The 24,504-nt window shown below is 71.4% G+C and carries 17 protein-coding genes and 1 pseudogene; 9 read left to right on the top strand and 9 right to left on the bottom strand.

Features of this window, described 5'->3' with window-relative positions; genetic code table 11:
* The first annotated feature begins 347 nt into the window (after nucleotides 1–347).
* Together ACGF5O_RS46425 and ACGF5O_RS46420 are read left to right on the top strand one after the other, a co-directional pair.
* Nucleotides 348–1,264: pseudogene (locus ACGF5O_RS46425) on the top strand (alpha/beta hydrolase).
* Nucleotides 1,265–1,324: 60 nt separating this feature from the next.
* Nucleotides 1,325–1,954, top strand: coding sequence for a DUF4232 domain-containing protein (locus tag ACGF5O_RS46420; protein ID WP_393815993.1), 630 nt, complete (start codon nucleotides 1,325–1,327; stop codon nucleotides 1,952–1,954).
* 73 nt (nucleotides 1,955–2,027) lie between these two features.
* Here the strand turns inward: ACGF5O_RS46420 and ACGF5O_RS46415 are convergent, their stop codons facing one another.
* The 5 genes from ACGF5O_RS46415 to ACGF5O_RS46395 form a co-directional block, all read right to left on the bottom strand.
* Nucleotides 2,028–3,680 (bottom strand): alpha-keto acid decarboxylase family protein, encoded by a 1,653-nt coding sequence (locus ACGF5O_RS46415; RefSeq protein ID WP_393815992.1) that lies wholly within the window; start codon nucleotides 3,678–3,680, stop codon nucleotides 2,028–2,030.
* Between the two features lie 447 nt (nucleotides 3,681–4,127).
* Complete coding sequence (locus tag ACGF5O_RS46410) at nucleotides 4,128–5,510, bottom strand: HupE/UreJ family protein (protein ID WP_393815991.1); 1,383 nt, start codon at nucleotides 5,508–5,510, stop codon at nucleotides 4,128–4,130.
* A complete protein-coding gene (locus tag ACGF5O_RS46405) occupies nucleotides 5,507–6,766 on the bottom strand; it encodes a DUF3500 domain-containing protein (protein WP_393815990.1) in 1,260 nt (419 codons plus the stop codon). The genes ACGF5O_RS46410 and ACGF5O_RS46405 overlap by 4 nt, the downstream gene beginning before the upstream one ends.
* Nucleotides 6,767–7,070: 304 nt before the next feature.
* On the bottom strand, nucleotides 7,071–8,903 hold the full coding sequence (locus tag ACGF5O_RS46400; protein WP_393815989.1) for a bifunctional metallophosphatase/5'-nucleotidase: 1,833 nt from the start codon (nucleotides 8,901–8,903) through the stop codon (nucleotides 7,071–7,073).
* Nucleotides 8,904–9,066: 163 nt separating this feature from the next.
* Entirely contained in the window at nucleotides 9,067–10,350 is a 1,284-nt protein-coding gene (locus ACGF5O_RS46395) for an adenylosuccinate synthase (protein ID WP_393815988.1), read from the bottom strand.
* 197 nt (nucleotides 10,351–10,547) lie between these two features.
* Between ACGF5O_RS46395 and ACGF5O_RS46390 the strand changes: the two genes are divergently transcribed.
* Nucleotides 10,548–11,390: a diacylglycerol kinase family protein gene (locus ACGF5O_RS46390; RefSeq protein WP_393815987.1), complete on the top strand. Its 843-nt coding sequence runs from the start codon at nucleotides 10,548–10,550 to the stop codon at nucleotides 11,388–11,390.
* A gap of 98 nt (nucleotides 11,391–11,488) precedes the next feature.
* On the opposite strand, the gene eutC is transcribed toward ACGF5O_RS46390, so the two are convergent.
* On the bottom strand, nucleotides 11,489–12,247 hold the full coding sequence (gene eutC, locus ACGF5O_RS46385) for an ethanolamine ammonia-lyase subunit EutC (protein WP_393815986.1): 759 nt from the start codon (nucleotides 12,245–12,247) through the stop codon (nucleotides 11,489–11,491).
* Nucleotides 12,244–13,626 (bottom strand): ethanolamine ammonia-lyase subunit EutB, encoded by a 1,383-nt coding sequence (locus tag ACGF5O_RS46380; RefSeq protein WP_393815985.1) that lies wholly within the window; start codon nucleotides 13,624–13,626, stop codon nucleotides 12,244–12,246. Before ACGF5O_RS46380 ends, eutC begins: the two co-directional genes overlap by 4 nt.
* Nucleotides 13,627–13,786: 160 nt before the next feature.
* Here ACGF5O_RS46380 and ACGF5O_RS46375 point away from each other — a divergent pair, with 160 nt between their 5' ends.
* Nucleotides 13,787–15,310: an APC family permease gene (locus ACGF5O_RS46375; protein WP_393815984.1), complete on the top strand. Its 1,524-nt coding sequence runs from the start codon at nucleotides 13,787–13,789 to the stop codon at nucleotides 15,308–15,310.
* A gap of 39 nt (nucleotides 15,311–15,349) precedes the next feature.
* Here ACGF5O_RS46375 and ACGF5O_RS46370 read toward each other — a convergent pair whose 3' ends face one another.
* Nucleotides 15,350–15,865 (bottom strand): GbsR/MarR family transcriptional regulator, encoded by a 516-nt coding sequence (locus ACGF5O_RS46370; protein ID WP_393815983.1) that lies wholly within the window; start codon nucleotides 15,863–15,865, stop codon nucleotides 15,350–15,352.
* Nucleotides 15,866–15,939: 74 nt separating this feature from the next.
* Between ACGF5O_RS46370 and ACGF5O_RS46365 the strand changes: the two genes are divergently transcribed.
* Complete coding sequence (locus ACGF5O_RS46365) at nucleotides 15,940–16,899, top strand: ATP-binding cassette domain-containing protein (RefSeq protein ID WP_393815982.1); 960 nt, start codon at nucleotides 15,940–15,942, stop codon at nucleotides 16,897–16,899.
* Nucleotides 16,896–18,464, top strand: a complete 1,569-nt coding sequence (locus ACGF5O_RS46360; RefSeq protein ID WP_393815981.1) for an ABC transporter permease — start codon at nucleotides 16,896–16,898, stop codon at nucleotides 18,462–18,464. Before ACGF5O_RS46365 ends, ACGF5O_RS46360 begins: the two co-directional genes overlap by 4 nt.
* A 21-nt stretch (nucleotides 18,465–18,485) precedes the next feature.
* Here ACGF5O_RS46360 and ACGF5O_RS46355 read toward each other — a convergent pair whose 3' ends face one another.
* Nucleotides 18,486–19,691 carry a cytochrome P450 gene (locus ACGF5O_RS46355; protein ID WP_393815980.1) on the bottom strand — a complete coding sequence of 402 codons (1,206 nt, stop codon included), beginning with the start codon at nucleotides 19,689–19,691 and terminating at the stop codon, nucleotides 18,486–18,488.
* Between the two features lie 172 nt (nucleotides 19,692–19,863).
* On the opposite strand from ACGF5O_RS46355, the gene ACGF5O_RS46350 reads away from it, so the two are divergent.
* Genes ACGF5O_RS46350 through ACGF5O_RS46340 form a run of 3 tightly spaced genes read left to right on the top strand, consistent with a single transcriptional unit; the run spans nucleotide 19,864 to nucleotide 24,489 of the window.
* Complete coding sequence (locus ACGF5O_RS46350) at nucleotides 19,864–20,784, top strand: chlororespiratory reduction 6 domain-containing protein (protein ID WP_393815979.1); 921 nt, start codon at nucleotides 19,864–19,866, stop codon at nucleotides 20,782–20,784.
* Entirely contained in the window at nucleotides 20,774–23,659 is a 2,886-nt protein-coding gene (locus tag ACGF5O_RS46345; protein WP_393815978.1) for a CHAT domain-containing protein, read from the top strand. Before ACGF5O_RS46350 ends, ACGF5O_RS46345 begins: the two co-directional genes overlap by 11 nt.
* Nucleotides 23,659–24,489: a hypothetical protein gene (locus ACGF5O_RS46340; protein WP_393815977.1), complete on the top strand. Its 831-nt coding sequence runs from the start codon at nucleotides 23,659–23,661 to the stop codon at nucleotides 24,487–24,489. Before ACGF5O_RS46345 ends, ACGF5O_RS46340 begins: the two co-directional genes overlap by 1 nt.
* The last annotated feature ends 15 nt before the right edge of the window (nucleotides 24,490–24,504 follow it).

The raw sequence follows: 24,504 nt of genomic DNA, 5'->3' as shown, positions 1-24,504 counted from the left end.
GCGCCTGCCGGCCGCATCAGGCAGCCCCGCTTCGGCCGGGCTCAGCTCTGTGCGCCGCGCCCTCAGAAAGGCGCCCAGTTCGCTGCCGTGGGCGTCGCTGCTGCTCATGGGAGAAGTCTTCCAGCCCGACGGGCCGGTGACAGGGGGCCTGCCCTGTCCAAGGACCGCGGTGTCCGGGGACAGAACCAGCCCCTTACCCGCTCACGTACCGCGGTGCGAGTGTCGGTGAGGTGGTCGGCCGGCGGACGGGCCGCCCCGAGGGCGAAGGCGCCGGCGGAGGTCCCGCCGGAGGATCCGTGCCGTCCGCGGTCACCGCGCTTCCTCACCCGTACCAGGAGAAACAGGCCGTGAAGACCAGCGTCACCTTCCCCAGCAACGATCTCGCCCTGGCCGGGATTCTCTTCACCCCCGACGACCACGTCGGGGGCCGGCGGCCGGCCGTCGTCATCTCCCATCCCGGAGGCGGCGTGAAGGAGCAGAGCCCGAGTGTCTACGCCGAGCGGCTGGCCCGGGCCGGATTCGCCGCGCTCGTCTTCGACGCCGCGTACCAGGGCGAGAGCGAGGGCGAGCCGCGGGGATGGAGAACCCCTTCCAGCGGGCCGAGGACGTCAAGTCCGCCGTGACCTACCTGACCACCCGTGGCGACATCGACCCGGATCGGATCGGGGCTCTGGGCATCTGCGCGTCCGGCGGCTACGTCCCCTACGCCGCACAGACCGACCACCGCATCAAGGGCGTGGCCACGGTGAGCGCCGTCGACATGGGCTCCGTGATCCGTGAGGGGCTGGGCCGCACCCAGGACCCGGCGGTCCTCACGGCCCTGCTCGACCGGGCCGCGGCAGCGCGCACCGCCGAGGCGCGCGGCGCGGCCCCGGAGCTGATGCCATGGATTCCCGACGACGCCGAGGAACTGCTGAAGACCGCCACCTGGCAGCTCCGGGAGACGTTCGCGTTCTACCGCACCCCGCGCGGTCACCACCCCCGTGCGGTCCAGGGATGGGTGCTGCGCAGCGTCGACCAGCTCGCCCAGTACGACTCGTACGCGATGATCCGGCTCATCTCGCCCCGTCCCCTGCTGATGATCGTCGGTTCGGAGGCGGAGAGCGCCTACTTCAGCCGGGAGGCGATCGAGCGGGCGGCCGAACCCCGGGAACTGGTCGTCATCGACGGTGCCACCCATATCGACCTGTACGACAGGGACGAATACGTCACCCCCGCCGTGGCCGAGCTCACCGAGTTCTTCGGCAAGCACCTGGCCGGATAACCCCTTATACAACGGAGAAACAACATCGTGCGTCCGCTCCACTCTGCCACCGTACTCGCCGTGACGTCAGCGCTCGCCCTGGCGCTCACCGCCTGCGGAAACGGCAGCGGCAACGACACCTCGGGCGCGCAGCCGTCCGCATCGACGTCCTCGGCCTCGGCCTCGGCCACGGCGAACGGCAGCGCCACGGCCGAGAACGCAGGTGCCACCAAGGACGCGGGCAGCAGCACCGGGGGCGGTACGGGCACCGGCAGCGACGGCACCGGCACGAGCCGCTGCCACACCGCAGGGCTGGGCTTCTCGTTCGGCTCCGGCGACGGCAAGGTCAGCAGCTCGGACGACCAGCAGCAACTGCCGGTGGTACTGAAGAACAAGACCTCCGCCGCGTGCACCATCCAGGGCTTCCCCGGGGTCGACCTGAATTCCTCCGGGGGAAGCTGGTCGCTGGCCCGCAGCAGTGCGACGCCCGAGAAGGTGACCCTGGCCGCCGGCGACAGCGCGACGTTCACCATCACCTTCCTGCCGTGGACCCAGGACAGCGGCACCGAGTTCAAGGCCACCTCCGTCGTCGTCACCCCGCCGAACGAGACCACCTCGACCACCCTGGCCTGGCCCGGCGGCAGCGTCCTGCTCCAGGACGGCGCCACGCATCCCGGCACCTACACCGGCCCCGTCGGCAGCCGACGGTAGTGGTCGACGGCGACGACGACGTTCAGTACTGCTGCATGGCCGGCGCCGACCGCTGCCGTTGGAATGGGGTGTCTCAGGTTGAGTAGAGCGTCTCCAGGTTGTCGTGGAGCTGGTTGGCCAGCGGCGGCGCGGTGTAGGTGTCGGTCATGACCTCGATGTAGCAACCGGTCTTGGCGTTCGAGGCCGCTTCCATGGCCCGGTCCAGTTCGGCGAGGGTCGTCACCCGGGCTGTGTACCAGTCGTTGCAGCCCAGGGCCTTGGGGAGTTCAGCGTAGTTCCAGTTGGCGAGGTCGTTGTACTCGCTGTCGGGGTGCTTGCAGAGCAGTCGCTCGATCAAGTAGCCGTGGTTGTTCAGCACGAATACGACGGGGCGCAGGCCGTACCGCCCGAACTGGCTGATCTCCTGCGCGGTGAGCTGGTGGGAGCCCTCACCGGTGAGCAGCACGACGCGCTGGTCGTCCTTGGCCGCGTGCGCGGCGCCGACCGCCGCGGGGGTGGCCCAGCCGATCGAGCCCCACAGGGTCTGGTTGTGGAACGCGGCTCCGTGCGGGAGCTTGGCGAAGGCCATGCCGAGGGACGCGGTCCCGGTCTCGGCGACGAGGATGTCGTTGGGTTTGAGGAAGCCCTCCCAGCGGGGGTAGAGGTTCTCGGCGGTGATTGAGTCGCTTCCGTTTCCGGTGGCCGGTGCCATGCGGGTCACCTGGGACGACAGCGTCGGCCAGTCCTTGTGCGGGAGTTTCCTGGCGAGCGCTTCGAGGAGGTCCCTCATCTCCACACTCTGGTACGTCATACCGTCGACGCTGACGTGGTGGTGGCGGATGTCGATGGTGCGCGTGGGGTCGATGTTCGCGGTGAACGCGCCGGAGTTGAAGTCGTGCATCAGCGCGCCGACCAGGACGACGACGTCGCTGTCCTCGACAAAACGGCGGACCTCTTCGTTCATGAGCTTGCCGTCGTACATACCGACGAATGCGGGCTGATCCTCGTCCAGGACACCCTTGTCCGCCATCATGGTGGCGAAGGAGAGTCCGGTGGCGTCGATGAACTTCTGCAGGTCGGGGGCGAGGCCGGAGCGCGCGGTGAGGACACCGGGGAGGATGCAGGCGGTGCGGGCGCCGTCGAGCATGCCGGTGATGGCCTGGACGGCCGCCTTCACCTGTTCCGGGTCGCTCCTGGGCTGCGGGATCGGCTGGGCCTCGCCCACCACGGGCATGTTCGCGAGGTCGGCCGGGAACGCCATGTACACCGGGCGGCGGTGGTAGAGCGCCGCGGCGATCAGACGCTCGGTCTCGGCTGCGACGTTCTGCGGTGTCATGATGGCGCTGGCGCAGACCACAGCCCCGGACAGCTTCTGGAAGAGGTCGAATTCTCCGTTGCCCAGCGTGTGGTGGACGATCGAGTGGTGCGCCTGAACCGGCATCTTGGGCATGCCGACGAGGTGGAACACCGGGAGGTGGTCGGTGTAGGCGCCGGCGATGCCGTTGACGGCACTCAGCTCACCCACTCCGTACGTGGTGCACACCGCGCCGATGCCGTGCACCCGGGCGTACCCGTCGGCCGCGTAGGCCGCGTTCAGCTCGTTGCAGGAACCGACCCACTCGATGTCCGGATGCTCAACGACGGCGTCGTCGACGGGGAAGGCGTAGTCACCGGGGATACCGAACACGTGACGCACGCCGATGTCCCGCAGCCGGTTCAGAACGTGCTGGATCACAGTGGTGGACATGAGGAGGGTTCCTTTCCCGACTTCAGATGTGGAGGCGGTGCCAGGAACCGGAGCAAGGTTCGCCCAGTGGGTTGGGTGCGGCGAACCGTGGGCCGTCCCTGGAGCCGCGCACAGGTAATGCCAGATAAGGCCTGAATGTGGACATCACTATGCCGGACCCCGTGGGATGCGCAACCGGAGTGTGCCGAGGCTCAGCCACCGGGGAGCGCGGATGCCGGCAGACCTGGTGGAAGAGATGACGACCTGCCCGTTCGGAGGAGCGCATGTTCGGACGCGCGGATTTCGAGTCGGCACGAAGCGTCGGAGGCGGTCCAGGATCACGGGTGGCGGTCTCCAGAAGCTGGACGGCCGGCGTCACCGCATGGCAGGGCCGGGACCAGAACCTGCGGGCCCTCACCGTGGTGGCCGGGCGTCTCCAAGACGTAGCCCCTGGCGGCTGCCGCAGGCTCATGACCGGTCCGGGGCTGCGCGCCATCGGAGCCTGAGCCCGCCCTGGGGTGTGCTGCGCACGCGGGTGGTCAGGGACCACGCCGTGCTGGTGACGGCGGCCAGGGCGAGGACGGCCAGCAGCAGCGTGGTGTGGGAGCCCGCGCTGTCGGCCGCGCGGGCGACCGGGTTGGGCAGGCCGAGGCGGTCGACCAGCCAGCCGAGGGCCGCGATGCCGGTCAGTGCCGCGCCGGTGAGGCGGAGGGCGGGCTGGACGCGGAGGCGGGCCAGGACCAGGAGCGAGGGCAGGGCGAGGCAGACCAGCAGCAGCTGGACCAGTTCGATGCCGAGGTTGAAGCCGAGCAGGCTGGTGACCAACTGGCCGGTGGAGAGGTGCATCTCGGCGAGCACGAAGGAGAACGCCATGCCGTGGCCCAGGCCGAAGACGCCCGCCACGACCGCTTCCCGCCCGGGGAACAGGGGGCGGATCGCGTGGATCGCGCCGACCAGGATGCTCGCGGCGATGAACGCCTCCACCGGCCAGGACGGAATGTCGAGCCGGCCCAGGGAGCTCGCGGCCAGGGCGACCGAGTGGCCGGCGGTGAAGGCGAGGGTGATGCCGCCGATGCGGGCGAGTGCCTTGCCGGGGCCGACCAGGCCGGTCCAACGGCCGCCGGACGCGGCGAGGGGGGCCGGCAGGAGCAGGATCAGCAGGAAGAGCAGATGGTCGGTGCCGGTGAGGATGTGGTTGCCGCCGAGTCCGACCATCGCGACGAAGCCGCGCCAGGCGCTGCCGGGGCCGAGGTCCACCTTGAGGGCCGGGACCTTCATGTGCCGGACGTCGAGCTCGATGGTGCCGACCTGGGTGGTGCCCTCGCCGTCGACCTGCCCGTTGGCCCAGTCCTGGCGGACCGTCACGAGGGTCACGTGGGTGACGACCTGGTGCACGATCACGTCGTAGCGGAAGGTGAAGTGGCGTACGTCGGCGCCGGCGGGCGGAGTGAGGACCGCGGCGACGGTCAGTTCGCGGTAGGGGCCGGTGGACGTCTGTCGGGTGGCGCTCAGGTGCATCGAACCGATGGCGACCCGCCAGGCCTTGCCGCCGGTCGTGGTCGGGTGGATGTGCTTGAGCAGGTAGGCACGGACGGCGGCGGCCCGGGACGGCAGTTGGGCCCCGGTCGTCTTGGTGAGGTCGATCCCGCTGGCCCGGGAGAAGTCGCTGACGGGCAGCTCCAGGCGGGCGGAGACCGAGGACCGGTACACGTCGAGCTGTACCACCGAGTGCGGCATCGGATGCGCGGCGGCCGGCGACGCCCCGAGCAGGAGCGCCGCCGGTACCACGATCGCGATCCCGGCCACCAGGCGTGCGAGCGCTGTGGTCAGCCAGTTTCGCGGTCCGGTCATGAGAAGGAGAACTCGCTGCCGTAGTCGCGGGTGTGGTCGCGGTACACGGTGTGGTAGTGGACCTGGTCCCGGAACACGACACCGTCCTGGCAGACGAACTCGATCCAGACGCTGGGGCCGTCGATGCGGACGTAGTCGCCCTGGGTGTCCAGGCCCGTACCTCCCGAGTAGGAGATGTAGGTCTGGTCGAGCTCCTTGGCGTACGTCTTCATGAGCTTCGCGGCGGTGGCGTCGTCCGCGTCCGCGACCCAGGGGCGCATCGCGGCGAGGACCAGCTTCTTCTGCTTCGGCGACAGCTCGCTGACCTTGATGCCCTCCTTGGTCTCCGGGAAGTCGCCGTCCTTGTTCGGGCCGAGCAGCACGTCGCTGAACGACTCGGACAGCTTGGCCTCGGCCAGCTCCGCCGTGCTCAGGCTCGCGGTCAGCTTGAGCATGCCGTCGCGGAACCTGTTCAGCGGCGCGACCGTGGTGCCGTCGGTGGTGGTCCAGCTGGAGGGCTCGACGCCGGTGAAGTACGGGCTGGCGCCGACGACCTTGCCGTCCTTGTACGTGATGTTCACGGCGAGGTGGTGGCCGCCGAAGTGCAGCTGCCAGGTGCCGGTCGCCGACGGGGTGCCGAGGAACGCCAGGAAGTACTGGCTGCTGCCGTACCCGCCGCCACCGCCACCGGTGCCGCCGGAGGGCGGGGCGCCCGTCGGGGCGGCGGTGGGGGCGGCGGTGTCGGTGGACGTCGCGCTCGGGTCCGCCGAGGCGGAGCCGGTGGGGGCGTCCGTGGGCGCGCCGGCGGTGCTGGTGGCCTGGGCCGAGGCGAGCACGTCGTCGGCCGCGAGGGTCTGCAGGACGTGCTGGTAGCCGGTGTCCTTGCCGGTGCCCAGGGCCTCCTTCAGCACGGCCTCGGCCGCGGCGATCTGGTCGTCGGTCAGCGAGCTGAACTCGATGCCGACCCGGCAGGAGGAGCCGCACGGCAGGTTCGACCAGGCGGTCGCGTTCGCCTGGCTGAAGTCCAGCAGCGTCGCCGACTGCTCGTCGGAGGTGAGCGTGTTGAGGAACGCGTTGGCGGCACTGACCACGGCCGCGGTGCCCTTGGCCTTCTTGTTCACCGGGCGCTGGACACCCACGCCGGATTTCTGGGCTCCTTCGGTCGAGGCGTTCGCCACGGCGAATCCACCGCCGACCAGGACTATGGCCGTGGCGGCGCCGGCCACACCCCGCCACGTCCGCACCGTACGCACCCGACGAGTTCTTTCTCGACTCACGAATCTCTCCTTCGGAGACAGGGGGAGAAAGGCATGAAAAAGCGCAACAGCCTTACGGGAGACACCCGTTGGCCTGCTGTGACGCCACGGACAGTATCAACAAGGCCGTGGACACTCAACGCATGAAAGGCGACTGAAGAATAGCTTCCAATGGCCTTCTAAATCCTTCAGAATTCACAGCTTTTCAGATTTCACAGATTGGGTTGGATTCACTGGGGGAATTGACAGGTTCCACTTGTTCCGCAAACAAAAAAAGGCGGCCCCACACGAGGTGGGACCGCCGCAGACCCGGAGCAGGCGAACGCTAGAAGACGGGCGTGCCGCCCTGCGTCAGCTTCCAGTTGGTGGCCGCGAAGGCCGCCGGGTCGATGGTGCCCTTGGCCGTGGCGTAGGCGACCATCAGGTCGCGGACCTGGTTGGTGGAGCTGTAGGCGATCTCGGCGGCGGCGATGTGCGGGTAGCCGGAGCCGCCGTTGGCGCGGTAGTTGTTGACGGCGACGACGAAGACCTGGTCGTCGGCGACCGCGGTGCCGTTGTAGCTCAGGTTCTTGATGCGCGAGCCCTCGGCCGCCGCGATGTCGATCTCGTAGTCGACGCCGGCCGCCATGTCGTACATGTAGTCCCAGAAGCTGTTGGCGTTGGTGAGGGTGGCGGTGTCCACCGCCGTGCCGGCCGGGACCTGGTGGTAGTACTTCGCCGCGTACTCCAGGTAGTCCTTGAGCTGGGCGCCGGTGAGCTTCTTGCCGTACAGGGTGTTCTCGTAGACGTAGAGGCCCGCGACGTCGCGGATCGTCACGTCGCCGGCCGGGATGGTGGCGGTACGGCTGAAGCACGCGGCCACCGAGATCAGCGGGAGCGCGGCGTCCGCCGCCGACAGGCCCGCCTTCACCGCGTCCATCTGGACCTGCTGGATGAAGTCGATGGCGGGGACGTCCTTCCAGCAGGCCTCCGCCGTCGTCATCGCCGCGGTGCAGGTGCCGATCGCGGTGTTGACGTACTTGACCACCAGGTTGTGGTCGGCGGTGAGGAGTTCGGTGATCCGCGGGTCCTCGGCGACCGTGTTGCTGTTCAGGGTGGTGGCGGTCTTCTTGGTGATCTTCCAGGAGTGGTTGACCAGCTCCAGCTCGAAGTCGAAGCGGGAGAGGCGGTAGCCGTAGCAGTACGGCTCGGAGAGCAGGACGTCCTCGCCGGTCTCCGCGTTCTTCACCGTGTACGTCGGGACGTCGACGTGGGTGTGGCCGACGAGGATCGCGTCGATGCCGGGGACCTGCTCGGCGACCAGGTTCGACGCGTTCTCCACGTAGGGGAGTTCGTCGCCCCACGAGGTGGAGCCGTCCAGCCCCGAGTGGTCGGTGAGGAAGACGACGTCGCAGCCGAGGGCGCGCAGCCGCGGCACGTACTTCTTCGCCTGCTCGACCAGGCCCGTGAAGGCCATCTTCCCGGAGACGTTGTCCTTGTCCCACAGGGCGATGCCCGGGTTGGTGAGGCCGAGGATGCCGACCTTGATGTCGGGGCCGTGCGGGACCTTGACGTGCTTGACGGTGTAGGGCCGGAAGGCGGGCTTCAGGGTCTTGGCGTCCAGGGCGTTGGCGCCGAGCAGCGGGAAGTCGCACTGCTTCTCGAAGGTGCGGACCGTCTCGATGCCGTAGTTGAACTCGTGGTTGCCGAGGGCCGCCGCGTCGTACCGCATCTCGTTCATGGCGATCGCCATGGGGTGCTTGGGGCCGCGCTTGCCGTTCTTGCCGGTGATCGGGTCGACGCTCGCGTAGTAGGAGGCGAGCGAGGTGCCCTGGATGATGTCGCCGGCGTCGACGAGGAGGACCCGGTCCGCGCCCTCTTCCTTGCGGATGTTCTTCACCAGGGTGGCGATGCGGGCGATGCCGTAGGTGTTGCCCTTGGAGTCCACGGGCGCCGCGTTGGTGTAGTAGTCCCAGTTGAAGACGTGGCTGTGCAGGTCGGTGGTGCCCAGGATGGAGAAGCTCCAGGTCTTGGGCGCCTTCGGCGGCTTGGCGTGGCCGTGGCCGGCCTCGGCGGCCTCGGCGCTGCCGGTACCGACCGTTCCCGCGACGGCCACGGCAGCGCCGGTGACGGCCGACTTCTGCACGAACTCACGGCGGTTCATGGGATTGACGGGCATTCAGGGCTCCTGGAATGGCGGAGAGGACGGGTGTGGCATGCGGGAGGCGGCGGGCTACCCGCGTAGATGCTGACCGTCGCCCGTTACCGGCGTAACCACGGAAAGCCCAAGGGCCGGTCAAGGATTACCAAGACCGGCCCAAGTGCGTCGTCCAACCGCGGCCCTACAGGAACGAGTTGATCTCGATCGTCTCGTCCCGGCCCGGGCCCACGCCGATCGCGGAGATCGGGGCGCCGGACATCTCCTCCAGCGCCTTGACGTAGTCCTGCGCGTTCTTCGGCAGGTCGGCGAAGGACTTGGCCTTGGTGATGTCCTCGGACCAGCCCGGCAGCGTCTCGTAGATCGGCTTCGCGTGGTGGAAGTCGGTCTGCGAGTACGGGAGTTCCTCGACCCGCTTGCCGTCGATGTCGTAGGCGACGCAGACCGGGATCTGCTCCCAGCCGGTCAGCACGTCGAGCTTGGTGAGGAAGAAGTCGGTCAGGCCGTTCACGCGGGTCGCGTAGCGGGCGATGACCGCGTCGAACCAGCCGCAGCGGCGATCCCGGCCGGTGGTGACACCGCGCTCGCCGCCGATCCTCCGCAGCGCCTCGCCGTCCGCGTCGAAGAGCTCGGTCGGGAACGGGCCGGCGCCGACGCGGGTCGTGTACGCCTTGAGGATGCCGATGACACGGGAGATCTTCGTCGGGCCGACACCGGAACCGGTGCAGGCGCCGCCCGCGGTCGGGTTCGAGGAGGTGACGAAAGGGTACGTGCCGTGGTCGATGTCGAGGAGCGTGCCCTGCCCGCCCTCGAAGAGGACGACCTTGTCGTCCTCCAGCGCCTGGTTGAGAACCAGGACCGTGTCGGCGACGAACGGAGCGAGCTTCTCCGCGTAGCCCAGCAGCTCCTCGACGACCTGCTCGACGGCGATCGCCCGCCGGTTGTAGAGCTTGGTCAGCATCTGGTTCTTGACGTCGAGGGCCGCCTCGACCTTCTGGGTCAGGATCGACTCGTCGTACAGGTCCTGGACCCGGATGCCGACGCGGTTGATCTTGTCCGAGTAGGTGGGACCGATGCCGCGCCCCGTCGTACCGATCTTCCGCTTGCCGAGGAAGCGTTCCGTCACCTTGTCGACGGTCACGTTGTACGGCGTGATGATGTGCGCGTTACCGCTGATGAGGAGCTTGGACGTATCGACGCCACGCTCGTTCAGACCGCTCAGCTCGGAGAGCAGGACCGACGGGTCGACGACGACACCGTTGCCGATGACCGGGACACACGTGGGCGAGAGGATTCCGGAAGGGAGGAGGTGCAGTGCGTACTTCTGGTCGCCGACGACGACCGTGTGACCGGCGTTGTTGCCGCCCTGGTAACGCACCACATAGTCGACGGATCCGCCTAGCAGGTCCGTCGCCTTTCCCTTGCCTTCGTCACCCCACTGAGCACCGAGCAGCACAAGTGCGGGCACGCGCGTACACCCCTTCCGGGCGGGGCATGTCCAAGGTCAGGGGCGTACGCGTAAGGTTCGTCGCCGCGTACCACCGCGACCGTCGTTGGCCGCACAACCGTCGGACCGGATGCCCCGGAATAGACGAAGCCCCTGGCGCAATAGCGCAAGGGGCTCTTGCACAGTGATGCTACCCGAGGAAGCGAGGCACGACCGAGGTGGCGACATTCGCGAGGTCCGATCAGCTGCTGGTGATCATCGATCCGGCGGCACGGGAAACGGACGGCGAATCCGTCCGGATCGCGAAAGACGTGCTCAGCGCGGGTGCGGCCGCGAAGGTGTGCATGCCGGACGGCCCCGAGGAATTCGCCCGCGTGCTGTCCCGCAGGGGCTCGCGGCGGCCGGTGGTGGTCGGGGACGACGGCGCGCTGGTCCGTGCGGTGACCTTTCTGCACCGGCGGCGGGAGCTGGCCGACTGCGTGCTGGCCATGGTCCCGGTCGGGGGTGCGCTGGGCGTCGCGCACGCGCTGGGGGTGCCCACCGGTGCGGTGGCGGCGGCCCGGGCGGTCCTGGACGGGGTGGAGCGCCGGATGGACCTCCTCGTCGACGACAGCGACGGGGTGGTGCTGGGCGCGCTGCGGATCCCGCCGCTGGCGGCGGTGGCACAGGTTCAGGTCCCGCTGCCGGCCAAGGGATGGCTGCGGCCGTACCAGCACCTCGTACGCTCCCTGTCCGCGCGCCCGGCCCCCGCCCCTGCCGTGCCCGGACCGCCCGCGCGGCTGCGGGTGGAGGTCGACGGGGAGACGGTCGTGGACCTGGACCAGCCGGTGGAGGGCATCTCGGTGACCCCGGGCGGCCCCGACGGCCTCGCCGAGGTCGAGGTGCGCCCGCTCTCGGTGGGCGCGGAGGCGACCCCGGTACGGGCCGCGGGACGCACGGTGACGGTGGCGGGCGCGGACTTCCGGTACCGGGCGGACGTGGGGGTGGCGGGGCCGGTACGACGACGGACGTGGCGGGTGGTGGAGGGGGCTTGGGGGCTGACGGTGCCGGGGGCGGGCTGAGCTGTCGGCACTCGTCGGGCACACGCGGTCCCCTCGTACGTGGCCCCCTCCTGCGCGGTCCCCCCTACGAGGTCCCCTGGTAGCGGACCGGCCGGAACTCAGAGTGCCCGCTCGGTCCCCATGTGGTGATCGGTTTCGTCCTTGAGATCCACCCCGGTCCGTCCCAGCTCCCGCGCCCTCCCCATCAGGTCCGCCAGCTTCCCCGCCGCCGTCTCGTAGGCGAGGCCCCGGGGCGGCCGGATGTTGCTCAGGCAGTTGCGGTCCGCGTCCGTCGTCACGCCCGGCACCGGCCGGTACGTCAGGTAGGCGCCCAGGGAGTCCGCCGCCGACATGCCGGGGCGTTCGCCGACGAGGACGACCACCATCGGCGTGCCCATCGCCGACGCGATGTCGTCACCGAGGGCCACCCGGGCCTGTTCGGCGAGGACCACCGGGGCGATGCGCCGGTCCGGGAGGCGGGCCGCCGTCGCCCGGACCATCGGCGCCGCGTGTTCGTGCACCGCCCGGCTGGAGAGCCCGTCGGCCACGACGAAGACCACGTCCCAGTCGCCGGCCGGGAGGTGGGCGCGGTCCACGGGGTCGAGGCGGCGGCCCAGGTCGGGACGCTGGAGGTACGTCAGCCGGTCACCGGCCGCGCTGCGCACCCGTACCGTCGGCAGGCCCCGCAAGCCGGCCGTCACGATGTCCGGGGCGAACGGCGAGTGCACCGCGTCCCGGGCCGCCGCGTGGGCCGCCTGGAGGCCGAGGCGGTGGCGGGTGGGGAGGCCGGAGCCGGCGCGGCCGAGGCCGATCCTGGCCTGGGTGTGGCGGCGGAGCAGCGGCCACAGTTCGTCGTTCCTGACAGCCGTCTCGGTCATGCGGCCAGTTCCCTTCCGATCGCCGTCAGCGGGTGGCCGCCGACCTCGCGTACGCCGCCGTCCTCGGCCAGCAGCCCGATCGACTCCAGCCACGCCTCGAACTCCGGTGCCGGGCGCAGGCCCAGGACCTCGCGCAGGTACAACGCGTCGTGGTACGAGGCCGACTGGTAGTTGAGCATGATGTCGTCGCCGCCCGGCGTGCAGATCACGAAGGACGCGCCCGCGACCCCGAGCATGGTGAGCATCGTGGCGATGTCGTCGTCATCGGCGTCGGCGTGGTTCGTGTAGCAGATGTCCAGGCCCATCGGCAGGCCGAGGAGCTTGCCGCAGAAGTGGTCCTCCAGAGCGGCCCGCAGGATCTGCCGGCCGTCGTAGAGGTACTCGGGGCCGATGAAGCCGACGACGGTGTTGACCAGGAGCGGGCGGTAGCGGCGGGCGACCGCGTACGCGCGCGCCTCCACCGTCTGCTGGTCCACCCCGTGGTGCGCGTCCGCGGAGAGGGCGCTGCCCTGGCCGGTCTCGAAGTACATGACGTTGTCGCCGACGGTTCCGCGGCCGAGCGCGCGGGCCGCCTCGTACGCCTCGTCGAGCAGGCCGAGGGTCACGCCGAAGGAGGCGTTCGCGGCCTGGGTGCCCGCGATCGACTGGAAGACCAGGTCGACCGGGGCGCCGCGCTCCATGAGGTCCACGCTGGTGGTGACGTGGCACAGCACGCAGGACTGGGTGGGGATCGAGTAGCGGGTGATCACGCCGTCCAGGAGCTCCAGCAGGTCGCGGACCGCCTTGGGGCTGTCGGTCGCCGGGTTGATGCCGATCACCGCGTCGCCGGAGCCGAGGAGGAGGCCGTCGAGGAGGGCGGCGGCCACGCCCGCCGGGTCGTCGGTGGGGTGGTTGGGCTGCAACCGGGTGGCGAGCCGCCCCGGCAGGCCGATCGTCGAGCGGAACGCGGTGACCACCCGGACCTTGCGGGCGACGGCGACCAGGTCCGCGTTCCCCATCAGCTTGGACACCGCGGCGGCCATCTCCGGCGTGACCCCGGGCGCCACCGCGGCCAGCGCCGCGGTGTCCGCCATCAGCAGCCACTCCCGGAACTCGCCCACCGTGAGGCCCGCGACGGGCGCGAAGGCGACCGCGTCGTGCGTGTCCAGGATCAGCCGGGTCACGTCGTCGTCCTCGTACGGGATCACCGGCTCGGTCAGGAAGGCGGCGAGCGGCACCTCCGCCAGCGCCCACCGGGCCGCGACCCGTTCCCGCGCGCTCGCGGCGGCGAGGCCGGCCAGCCGGTCGCCGGAGCGTTCGGGGCTCGCGGCGGCCAGCAGGCGGGCCAGGGAGCCGAAGCGGTGGCGTTCGCCACCGAGGGTGGCCGTGTACGTGGTCATGGCGGCGACCGTACGAGCCGGGTGTTGCCGACAGATTGCGCCAGATTTCTAAAGGTCTGGTTGACAAACATTTAACGCGCCGAGACCCTCGGCGGACTCATTCGGCCTACAGAGTTCCGGTTCGGTACAGCCAGCGAACAGCAGGAGAGGGGCCACCCCGATGGCAGTGGACGAGGGAGTCGCCCCGGCGACGGAATCAGGCGGGAGCAGCGACGGCGAAGGCGCGGTCCACCGGCTCAAGCCGAACGCGATCGGTTTGCTCGGGGTGGTCTTCATGGCCGTAGCGACCGCCGCGCCGATCACCGCGATGACCGGCAACGTGCCCTTCATGGTGTCGTCGGGCAACGGCATCGGCGCCCCGGCGAGCTATCTCGTCGCAATGGTCGTCCTGGCAATCTTTTCCGTCGGCTTCACGTCGATGGCGAAGCACATCACCTCGACGGGCGCCTTCTACGGCTTCATCTCCTACGGCCTCGGCCGCACGGCGGGCCTCGCCTCGGGGCTGCTCGCCACCTTCGCGTACGCCGTCTTCGAACCGGCGCTGATCGGCATCTTCTCGGTCTTCGCCAACACGACGCTCAAGGACCAGACCGGGCTCGACGTCCCGTGGTGGGCGTTCGCGATCCTGATGCTCGCGATCAACGCGACCGGCACCTGGTTCGGCGTCAGCGTCGCCGAGAAGCTGCTCGTCGTGCTGCTCGGCACCGAGGTGACCGTCCTCGCGGCGATGGCGATCTCGGTCGCCCTGCACGGCGGCGGCCCGCACGGCTTCACCTTCGGCCCGGTCAACCCGGTCAACGCCTTCAAGGGGACCAGCGCCGGGCTCGGCCTCTTCTTCGCCTTCTGGTCCTGGGTCGGCTTCGAGTCGACGGCGATGTACGGCGAGGAGTCCCGCGACCCGAAGAAGATCATCCCCAAGGCGACGATGATCTCGGTCCTCGGCGTCGGCGTCTTCTACGTCTTCGTCTCCTGGATGGCCATCACCGGCAACGGCGAGTCGGAGGCGGTGAAGGCGGCCTCCTCCGCGAACCCGCTCGCCCTCTTCTTCAACCCGACCGAGCACTACGTCGGCCACTGGGCGGTCGTCCTCATGCAGTGGCTGATGGTCACCGGCTCGCTGGCCTGCGGCATGGCCTTCCACAACTGCGCCGCCCGCTACATGTACGCGCTGGGCCGCGAGGGCGTCCTGCCGAAGCTGCAGAACACCGTCGGCCGCACCCACGACAGGCACGGCTCCCCGCACATCGCGGGCCTGGTCCAGACGCTGGTCTCCGCCGTCCTGATCGCCGCGTTCTGGATCGCGGGCAAGGACCCGTACAACGCCCTCTACGTCCTGCTGGCCATCCTCGGCACGATGGCGATCCTGGTCGTGCAGGCGGTCTGCTCCTTCGCGGTCCTCGTCTACTTCCGCAAGAACCACCCCGAGAGCCGGCACTGGTTCCGGACCTTCACCGCCCCGCTCGTCGGCGGTGTCGCGATGCTCGCCGTGGTCGTCCTGCTGGTGTCCAACATGAGCGTCGCGGCCGGCACCGAGTCCGGCTCGCTGCTGCTGAAGGCGACGCCGTGGCTGGTGGCCCTGGTGGCGGCTACGGGCGTCGGCTACGCGCAGTACCTCAAGCGGCGCTCGCCGGAGCGGTACGCGCTGCTGGGCCGGACGGTACTGGAGGAGACGCGGGAGCGGTAGGCGGGGGGCGGCAGGTGCGGGGGCGGGAGGTAGGCAGGCTCAGCGGTCTTCGGCGAGGGGGCGCCCCTCGCCGAAGAGCTGGTCTCGGTGGACGCGCCAGCGCTCCATCATCTTGGCGATCTCGTCGTCGACGAACTCGAAGAACGCCAGCGTCTCGGCCATCCGCCGCCCCGCCGGGGTGTCGGGGCCGAGGCTGCTCACGCCCTCCCGCAGCGCCCCCTCCCACCGCTTGATCACGGCCTCCCGGTTGGTGAGGGCCTCGTACCACTGGTTGCTGTGCACCCGGTACAGCTCCCGCCGGGAGCCCGGCTCCCGCTCGCGCGCGACCATGTGCTGCTGGGCCAGATAGCGCACCCCGCCGGACACCGCCGCCGGGCTGACCTGCAACTGCTCCCCCAGTTCCGCCGAGGTCAGGGCGCCCGAGTCGGACGACAACAGGGCCGCGAAGATCCGGGCCGGCATGCGCTGCATCCCGGCCTCGACGAGCTGTGCCGCGAAGCTCTCGACGAACTTCGAGACGGCCTCCTGATCGCGCCCCATCGCATCCGTAGTCATGGTCACCAGCCTAGCCGGGGTTTCTATACTTCCTTAACTTCACAAATTTCTGAAGACAGCGTACGTTCTGAACCATGACGAAGGCAATCACGGTCGCCGGGCTCCACAAGTCCTTCGGCCGCACCCACGCCCTGGACGGCCTCGACCTGGCCGTCGAGGCCGGCGAGGTGCACGGCTTCCTCGGCCCCAACGGCGCCGGGAAGTCCACCACGATCCGGGTCCTGCTCGGCCTGCTGCGCGCCGACTCGGGCGCCGCCCAGATCCTCGGCCGCGACCCCTGGAAGGACGCCGTGGAGGTGCACCGCCGGATCGCCTACGTCCCCGGCGACGTGACCCTCTGGCGCAACCTCTCCGGCGGCGAGGTCATCGACCTCTACGGCCGCCTGCATCAGAGCAGCCGCGCGAAGGGCGTCAGGCAGGGTGGTGGTGGGCGACGGGCGGGCGGCCTGGACAGGTCCCGCCGGGCCGACCTGATCGACCGGTTCGAACTCGACCCGACGAAAAAGGGCCGCGCGTACTCCAAGGGCAACCGGCAGAAGGTCGCCCTGGTCGCCGCCTTCGCCTCCGACGTCGACCTGCTGATCCTCGACGAACCGACCTCCGGCCTCGACCCCCTGATGGAGGAGGTCTTCCAGCGCTGCGTCGAGGAGGAGCGGGACCGGGGCCGGACGATCCTGCTCTCCTCGCACATCCTCAGCGAGGTCGAGGAACTCTGCGACCGCGTCAGCATCATCCGGGCCGGCCGGACCGTCGAGTCCGGCTCCCTCGCCGACCTGCGCCACCTCACCCGGACCAGCGTGACCGCCGAACTCGCCGGTCCGCCCAACGGGCTGGCGCACCTCCCCGGCGTCCACGGCCTCGACGTCCAGGGCCACCGGATCCGCCTCCAGGTCGACACCGACCAGCTCACCGCCGTACTCCGCGCGCTCTCCGAGACCGGGGTCCGCTCCCTCACCTCCACGCCCCCGACCCTGGAGGAACTCTTCCTGCGCCACTACCAGCCCGAGGCCGAGGGCGGGGTGGCGGTCCGATGAGCACCCTCGCCGGCACCGGCACCCTGCTGCGCTTCGCGCTCCGCCGCGACCGCGTGACCACCCCGGTGTGGATCGCGGTGAACGCGCTGATGGTCCTCTCCATGCCGAACACCCTGGAGAGCCTGTACGGCACGGACGCCGAACGCACCGACCTGGTCCGCCAGTTGCAGACCAACGCCTCCTACCGGGCCCTGATCGGCCCGCTCCACGACACCTCGCTCGGCGCCCTGACGGCGTGGCGGGTCGGCGTGTACGCCGGGCTCCTCGCGGCCGTGACCAGCCTGCTCGTCGTCGTACGGCACACCCGCGACGAGGAGGAGACCGGCCGCGCGGAACTGGTGGCGTCGGGTGCGGTGGGCCGCCGGGCGTCGCTGACCGCGGCCCTGCTGGCGGCGGCGGTCGCGAACGCCGTGCTGGCACTGCTCGTCACCGCGGGTCTCGCGGGTCAGGGCGCAGCGGGTGCGCTCGCCTTCGGCCTCGGCCTGGGCGCGACCGGCATGGTCTTCGCCACGACGGCGGCGATCGTCGCCCAGCTCACCGAGAGCGCCCGCCTGGCGAGGGGCCTGACGTCGGCGGTCCTGGGCGCGGCCTTCGTACTCCGCGCGGCGGGCGACTCCGCGAGCAGCGACGGCTCCTCGGTGTGGACCTGGCTGTCCCCGCTCGGCTGGCTGGAGAACCTGCGCCCGTTCGCCGCCGAACGCTGGTGGGTGCTCCTGGTCTTCGCGGCGGCGGTGCTGCTGCAAGGCCTCGCGGCCTACGCCCTGGCCGGGCGCCGGGACCTCGGTATGAGCTTCTTCCCGGCCCGCCCCGGCCCGGCCGCAGGCCGCCTCGGTTCCGCCGCCGCGCTAGCCTGGCGGCTCCAGCGGGGCGGCGTGCTCGGCTGGTCGCTCGGCTTCTTCCTGGCCGGCGTGGTCTACGGCGGCCTGACGGACGGCGCGGCCGACCTGGTCGGCGACAACAGGAGCGCCCGGGAGATCTTCGAGCGGATGGGCGGCCAGAGCGGGCTGACGGACGCGTTCCTCGCCTCGATGGTCGGGATGCTGGGCCTGGTCGCCGCGCTGTACGTCGTCGCGTCGGTGCTCCGCCTCCACGGCGAGGAGACCTCGGGCCGCGCCGAACCCCTCCTCGCCGGCCCGGTGAGCCGCCTGCGCTGGGCGGCCGGCCACCTGACGATCGCCTTCGCCGGCGCCGCCCTGATCATGCTCCTCGCCGGGGCGGGCTTCGCCGTCGGCTACGGCAAGGAGGTGGCCCCGATCCTGGGCGCCTGCCTGGTCCAGCTCCCCGCGGTATGGGTGATCGGCGGGGTCGCGGTCCTGCTGTACGGCCTGGCCCCCCGCCTCGCCCCGGCCGCCTGGGGCGTGGCCGTCGCGGCCCTCCTGATCGGCTGGGTCGGCCCGGCCCTCAACGCCCCCCGGCTCGTCCTCGACCTCTCCCCCTTCGGCCACCTGCCGAAGCTGCCGGGCGGCGGGATGGAGTGGACGCCGGTACTGACCCTGACCGTGCTGGCGGTGGTGCTGGCGGGGGCGGGGCTGGCCGGACTGAGGCGCCGGGACGTCACCGGCTGACCTCGGCCGGCCCGCGGGCGGTCACCCCACCTCCACGCGCAGCCCCTCCAGCCCCCGGATCACGAAGTTCGGCTTGCGCTGCGGCTCCGTCGCCAGGGTCAGGGTCGGGGCCTTCTCCAGCAGGGCCGTCATCGAGGCCGCCAGTTCGATGCGGGCCAGCGGGGCGCCGATGCAGTAGTGGATGCCGGCGCTGAAGGAGATGTGCGGGTTGTCGCGGCGGGTCAGGTCGAGGCGGCCGGGGTCCTGGAAGACGGCCGGGTCGTGGTTGGCGGAGCCGAAGAGCATGGCGATCTCGGCGCCGCGGGGGACGGTCGTACCGTCGATCTCGATGTCGTCCAGCACCCAGCGTTCGAAGAGCTGGAGCGGGGTGTCGTAGCGCATCAGCTCCTCGATCGCGGTGGGGACCAGGGAGTGGTCGGCGCGCAGGGCGGCGAGCTGGGCGGGGTTGCGGAAGAGGGCGTACCAGCCGTTGACCGTGGCGTTGACGGTCGCCTCGTGGCCGGCGTTGAGGAGCAGCACGGCGGTGGAGATCATCTCCTGCTCGGTGAGCCGGTCGCCCTCGTCGTGTGCCTCGATGAGTCCGGAGATCAGGTCGTCGCCGGGCTCCTTGCGCCGCTCGGCGATGAGTTCGCGCAGGTAGTCGGAGAACTCGACCGAGGCCCGGACCGCCTTCGCCGCCGTGTCCTCGGACGGGTTCAGCTCGTACATGCCGCAGATGTCGGCCGACCAGGGCCGCAGCGGGGCGCGGTCCGCCTCCGGGATGCCGAGCATCTCGGCGATGACGGCGACGGGGAGCGGTTCGGCGACGTCGGCGAGCAGGTCGCCGCCGCCCCGCCGGACCAGGCCGTCGACCAGTTCGCCCGCGAGCTTCGCCACGTACGGCTTGAGTTGTTCGACCGTGCGCGGGGTGAACGCCTTCGAGACCAGGCGGCGGATGCGGGTGTGGTCCGGCGGTTCGAGGTCGAGCATGCCGTGGTCGTTGAGCGTGCGGAACGGCTCGTGCTCCGGCACGGGCGCCGTCCGCCCGAACTCCTCGTGCGTGAACCGGTGCTGGTACGCCCGCCCCAGCCGCCGGTCGCGCAGCAGCGCCGAGACGTCGGCGTGGTGCGGAACCAGCCACTGGTTCGTGGGCTCGAAGTACTGCACCCGGCCCTGGGCGCGGAGCTCGGCGTAGGAGGGGTACGGGTCGGCCAGGAAGTCCGGGTCCCAGGGGTCGAAGGCTGCCATGGACGGACGTTAGACCGCCGGTCCCGGCCCTGACCAGGGGTGTCCGGAGGGAGCGGGGCCGACAGCATGTACGTATGGTGCGAACCGGCAGCAAAAACCCGCAGCGCATATAAAATGACGGCATCGCAGCACGGCGGGTTTCCGCCACGGGGGCCGGGGGACGGGGGCTCGCTTGCCCGCAGCAGAGGGTGACCGGAGCAGGGGTGCGAGAGAACCCACCTTCCAGGAACGCGTCGACGCGCTGTGCGTGTCGGTCGGCGACGGCACCCGGCGGGTGGATCTCAACTCCCTCCGGGAGCTGGTCGAGTCCGACCCGGAGCAGACCGCGGTCACGTGCAGGTCCTGTGTCCGCCGGGCCGTCGGACGGGGCCGCCACTGGCACGGATACGCACAGGTCGCGCTGACCCTGGCCCAGCTCTACGAGAGCATCTTCGACGACGACACCCTGACCATCTGGGTCACCGACGAGTTCGAGCGGGCCGGCGTCACCGTCCAGCAGCCCCGCATGGCCGTCCTCGACCCGGAGACCGGCGACCTGTCCGGTCCCGACGACCACCCCGACGACCGTCCCGTGGTCCTCGACGTCGAACGGCGGCTGATCGACTCCGGGGACATCTATCCGCTGGTCTCGTTCTTCTCCCACCACCCCGACCCCGACGGCCGGGACCGGGAGCAGGTGCGGCGGCTCCGCGAGCACCGGTGCCGGGTGATGTTCACCTTCGACATCCCGACGACGGACCCCAGGGAGGTGTGGGAGGTTCCGGAGGTGCGGGCCTACGTCGCCCTGCTCGCCGAGCGGATGCCGTACCTGCCCTACTACTTCCTGCCCCGCGAGTTCGGCACGCTGTTCACCTGGCTGGCCTGTCTGGCACCGCAGGAGGCCAGATCCGGCGGCGGCATCCAGCTCCTGCATCCCGACGTCCTGCTGCACGCCGCCCTCGCCTACCACTACACCTGGCGCTTCGCGCAGTGGCTCGGCGACGACCCCGACGCGGTGGTGCGGGAGGTGTTCTCCACGCTGCCCGAGGAGTTCATGCCGTACGTCCGCGAGATGCACCGCCGACTGGAGGAGCAGCTCGGCGATGCCCTCTGACGACACCTACGCCCAGCCGTACGCCGACGGGGTCGAGACCGTGACCGCTGTCCTGGACGGGCGGCTGGCCAGGACCGACGCGGCGGAACTGCTGCGGCGCCCGCTGGACGGCACGGCCCGGCTGCACCTGCGGCACGCCGAGGTCGTCCGGCTCGGGGAACTCATCGAGCAGGCCCAGAGCATCGAGCGGACCCGCGCGCTCACCGACCTGGCCGCGGTGGCCGCCGAGCCCCTCGGAGCCGGGGCGCGCGGGAACGTCCTGGGCCAGGGAGCGGCCCGGCTGCTCGACCTCAAGGCACCCCGGACGGCACTGGCGCTGCTCGACGAGGCCCGGCCGCTGCTGGCCGGCGACGCCCTCCTCGCGCTGGAGGCCGGGAAACTCCGGCTGCGGGCCCTGTGCGACCTCGACCGCCGCGCGGACTTCGAACGCGACCTGCCGGCGTTCCTGGCGGAGGCGGAGCGCCTCGGCGGCGACGCCGACCTCTGCACGGTCCTGTACGACCGGGCGCTGCTGGCGTCCCGGGCCGGGGACCACGGGAGCGCGCTGCACAGCGTGCGCGAGGCCCGCCGGATCCGGGCGGGGGTCGCCGCGGAGGACAGCGGGTACGTGCGCAGCCCCGCCTCGTTCGCGCTCCAGCACGCCCTGATCGCCCGGCAGAGCGGACGGTTCGAGGAGGCGCTCGGTGCCCTGGAGGACATGCGGAGCCTCGCGCTCGCGGCCGGGCAGCGGCCGGCCGCGGCCTGGGCCCTCAGCGAGCTGGGCATCACCTGGGACCTGCTCGGCGACGGCCGGCGGGCCGAGGAACTCCTGACGGAGGCGGCCGAGGAGGCCGAGCGGACCGGCCGCCGGGACTGGGCCGACCACTGGCGGCACCGGACCCCCGACCAGCCGCGGTACGGCGACGGCGAGGAGTCCGCGCCCTGGCACCGCGCCGCGTCCCTCATGCTCACGGCGCCCGACCGGGCCGCGGACGCCATCCCCCTGCTGCGTACGGCGATCGCCACGGCACGCGCCTCCCACCAGCCGGATCTGGAGGCGGACGCCCGCAACCAGCTCGCCGCCGCGTTCCAGCAGTGCGGCCGGCCGGAGCAGGCACAGCTGGCGCTGCGGGCGGCCATCGCCACCACCCGGCGCTCCGGCGACCTCCTGCGCGAGGTCCGCTACGTCACCAACCTCGCCCGCCACCTCCTGTTCGAGGGCGAGACCGAGGACGACGTCGAGGACGCCCGGAAGGAGATCGCCTCGGCCCTCGAACTCGGTGAACGGCTGCGCGCGGACGCGGCCACCGTCGAACTCGGCCAGAACGTCGCCATCACGCTCGCCCGCGCCTACGACACCGCGATCCTCGTCGCCGCCGCCCTGTACGAGGTCGGGCTCGACGCGGCCGACGCGACCTACGCCGGCCTCGCGCGCAGGCAGCCCGAGGAGCTGCTGGAGCTGGGCCAGCGGGCCCGTGCCGCCACGATGACCGAGGCGCTGCGCGTCGGGCAGATCGTGGAGCACCATGCCGACGCGGCCCCGGAGTTGGTGCCGGCGATGCTCGGACTGCGCGCCGCGGAGGCCGCCGTACAGCTGGCGGCCGCGCGGTCCGGGAACCTGGCGTCGGCGCTCTCGGCACGGGACCGGTCCGCGGCACGGCTCACGGCCACCGCGGGTTCCGCCGGGGTGTCCCTGGCGGTGAGCGCCGAGCCGGTGCCGGCCGGCGAGCTCGCCGCCGCGCTGCGGCCGGGTGAGGTCCTCGTCGACCTGCTCACCGTCCCCGAGGGCGTGGTCATCACCTGCCTCACCCCCGCCGGGCGGTCCGCGGTCGAACTCGTCCGCTGGCCGGAGGAGGACCGGCGCGGCATGCTCCTGCGGCTCAGGCGCGCCTACCGGGAGCGGCTGGGCGCGCACCCCGACGACCTGGCGGAGACCCGGCTGCTGCTCCGGTCCGCCCTGGCCGACCTGGACACGGCTCTGCTGGCCGCGGTGCGGGACACCGTACGGCGGGTGTCCCCCGACCCGCCCCGGCGGATGCTGGTCAGTCCGGAGAACGAGCTGTTCCATCTGCCGTACTGGCAACTCTCGGCCGGGCCGGACGGGCCGACCGGGCCGGACGGCTGTGTCGTGAGCGTCCTGCCCACACCGGGCGCCCTGCCGCTGCTGCGGGCCAGGCACCGCGACGCGCGGCGCCCGTGGATCTCGGTGGGCGACCCGTCGGGGACGCTGCGCCATGCCGCCCGGGACCTCTCCCCCGAGCTGGGTTACCTGCCGTGTCCCCCGGAGACCGGGGCGCTGCTGAGCACGCTGCCCGGCGCGGGCCGCGTCCACTTCGCCTGCCACGGGAGCTTCGACGAGGACAACTCGCACCTGTCGGGGCTGGAGGTGCTCCCGGCCCCGGGTGCGGAAGCCGATCCGCTGGGCGCGCCGCCCGGGGACGGTGCCGGCCCCCTGGGCCGCTTCACGGTGGCGCAGATCTCCGGCCGGCTGCACCTGCCGCACTGCGCCCTGGTGGTCCTCTCCGCCTGCACGTCGGGCCTGCCCCGGCTGCACCCGGCGAGCGAGTTCACCGGCCTGCCGGGGGCGTTCCTGATGTCCGGCACGCGCAACGTCGTCGCCTCCCTGTGGCCGGCCAGCGACGCGGCGGCGGCCCTGCTGATGCGCTCCTTCTACACCGCACTGGACGACGACCGTCCCGCCACCTCCGTCGGCAGCCCGTCCGTCACCCCGGCCGGCAGCCCGTCCGCCGCGCTGGCCGCGGCGCGGCGGCGGCTGGCCGGGACGAGCCGCGCGGAGGCGGCGGAGCTGCTGGGCACCGACGAACTCCCGCCCTTCGACCCGCCGTTCGCGGAGACCGTGTACACCGACTGCTTCCAGCACTACGGAGTCGACTGATGAACGACCCCTCCCGCGCGTTCGTCCGTGCCCTCGCCGGCGTGTGGGGCCCGGACTACTGGGTCACCTGGCATCCCTCGTCCCGGCTGGCGCTCGGCGCCGTCGGTCCGGCCCGGTATCCCGGAATCGTCCCCATCGACAAGCTTCCGGACGACGGCACCGTGCCGCCCGAGGTGACGCCGAACGGCCGCTCCACCCTGACCTGGAACACGGAAGGGGCCGTCAAGGTCTCCTTCCGGGGGTCGGCGGGGGCCGCCGACCCGGCGGGCGCCCTCGCGGACGTCCGGGCGGGCGCCGTCGTGGAGTTCACCCGCAAGAACGCCCTGCTCGTCGTCTACCGAGGGCTGACCGAGACCCGGCTCGCCGACCAGCCGCGCCTGGCGCAGGCGCTGCTCAGGCGCTACTGGGCCGGTGACTGGGACCCGGACTGGTGTGTCGTCAGCCATCTGGTGACGGCGCGGTCCGGCACCGTGCTGATGGCGGCCGACAAGGGCGCCACGGTCGAACTCGGCGCGAGCGGCTCCGCCACCGCCGGGCCCGCCGCCCTGGCCGACCTGGCCACGCAGGTCAGCGCCACCCGGTCCGCCGCGTTGCAGTGCGAGCTGGTGGGCCGCGAGCTGACCCCCTTCTACCGGGTGCTCCGGCTGCGCCGCAGGTTCCTGCGCGGCATCGAGGCCGAGTACGGAGCCCGCGGCCTGCGGACCCCGGCCGGCCGCCCGGCCGAGGTACCGCCGGGCCTCCTGCACGAGGTCGAGAACGCCCCGGACGCGGCCCTGGAACACCCGACCCAGCCGACACCACCGCCGGACACCGAGGGGAACGCGGGCTGACACGGGCCGTCCGGC

The sequence above is a fragment of the Streptomyces sp. NPDC048291 genome, from assembly GCF_043201715.1.
In the GTDB taxonomy this organism is placed as follows: domain Bacteria; phylum Actinomycetota; class Actinomycetes; order Streptomycetales; family Streptomycetaceae; genus Streptomyces.
This window is presented reverse-complemented; position numbering and strand designations above follow the sequence as displayed.

Bases quoted from the DNA above. Each gene is read 5' to 3' on its own strand.
- ACGF5O_RS46345 (WP_393815978.1), top strand. From the start codon at position 20,774: ATGCCCTCTGACGACACCTACGCCCAGCCGTACGCCGACGGGGTCGAG.
- ACGF5O_RS46415 (WP_393815992.1), bottom strand. From the start codon at position 3,680: ATGTCCACCACTGTGATCCAGCACGTTCTGAACCGGCTGCGGGACATC.
- ACGF5O_RS46410 (WP_393815991.1), bottom strand. From the start codon at position 5,510: ATGACCGGACCGCGAAACTGGCTGACCACAGCGCTCGCACGCCTGGTG.
- ACGF5O_RS46380 (WP_393815985.1), bottom strand. From the start codon at position 13,626: ATGACCACGTACACGGCCACCCTCGGTGGCGAACGCCACCGCTTCGGC.
- ACGF5O_RS46340 (WP_393815977.1), top strand. From the start codon at position 23,659: ATGAACGACCCCTCCCGCGCGTTCGTCCGTGCCCTCGCCGGCGTGTGG.
- ACGF5O_RS46360 (WP_393815981.1), top strand. From the start codon at position 16,896: ATGAGCACCCTCGCCGGCACCGGCACCCTGCTGCGCTTCGCGCTCCGC.
- ACGF5O_RS46400 (WP_393815989.1), bottom strand. From the start codon at position 8,903: ATGCCCGTCAATCCCATGAACCGCCGTGAGTTCGTGCAGAAGTCGGCC.
- ACGF5O_RS46355 (WP_393815980.1), bottom strand. From the start codon at position 19,691: ATGGCAGCCTTCGACCCCTGGGACCCGGACTTCCTGGCCGACCCGTAC.
- ACGF5O_RS46370 (WP_393815983.1), bottom strand. From the start codon at position 15,865: ATGACTACGGATGCGATGGGGCGCGATCAGGAGGCCGTCTCGAAGTTC.
- ACGF5O_RS46365 (WP_393815982.1), top strand. From the start codon at position 15,940: ATGACGAAGGCAATCACGGTCGCCGGGCTCCACAAGTCCTTCGGCCGC.
- eutC (WP_393815986.1), bottom strand. From the start codon at position 12,247: ATGACCGAGACGGCTGTCAGGAACGACGAACTGTGGCCGCTGCTCCGC.
- ACGF5O_RS46375 (WP_393815984.1), top strand. From the start codon at position 13,787: ATGGCAGTGGACGAGGGAGTCGCCCCGGCGACGGAATCAGGCGGGAGC.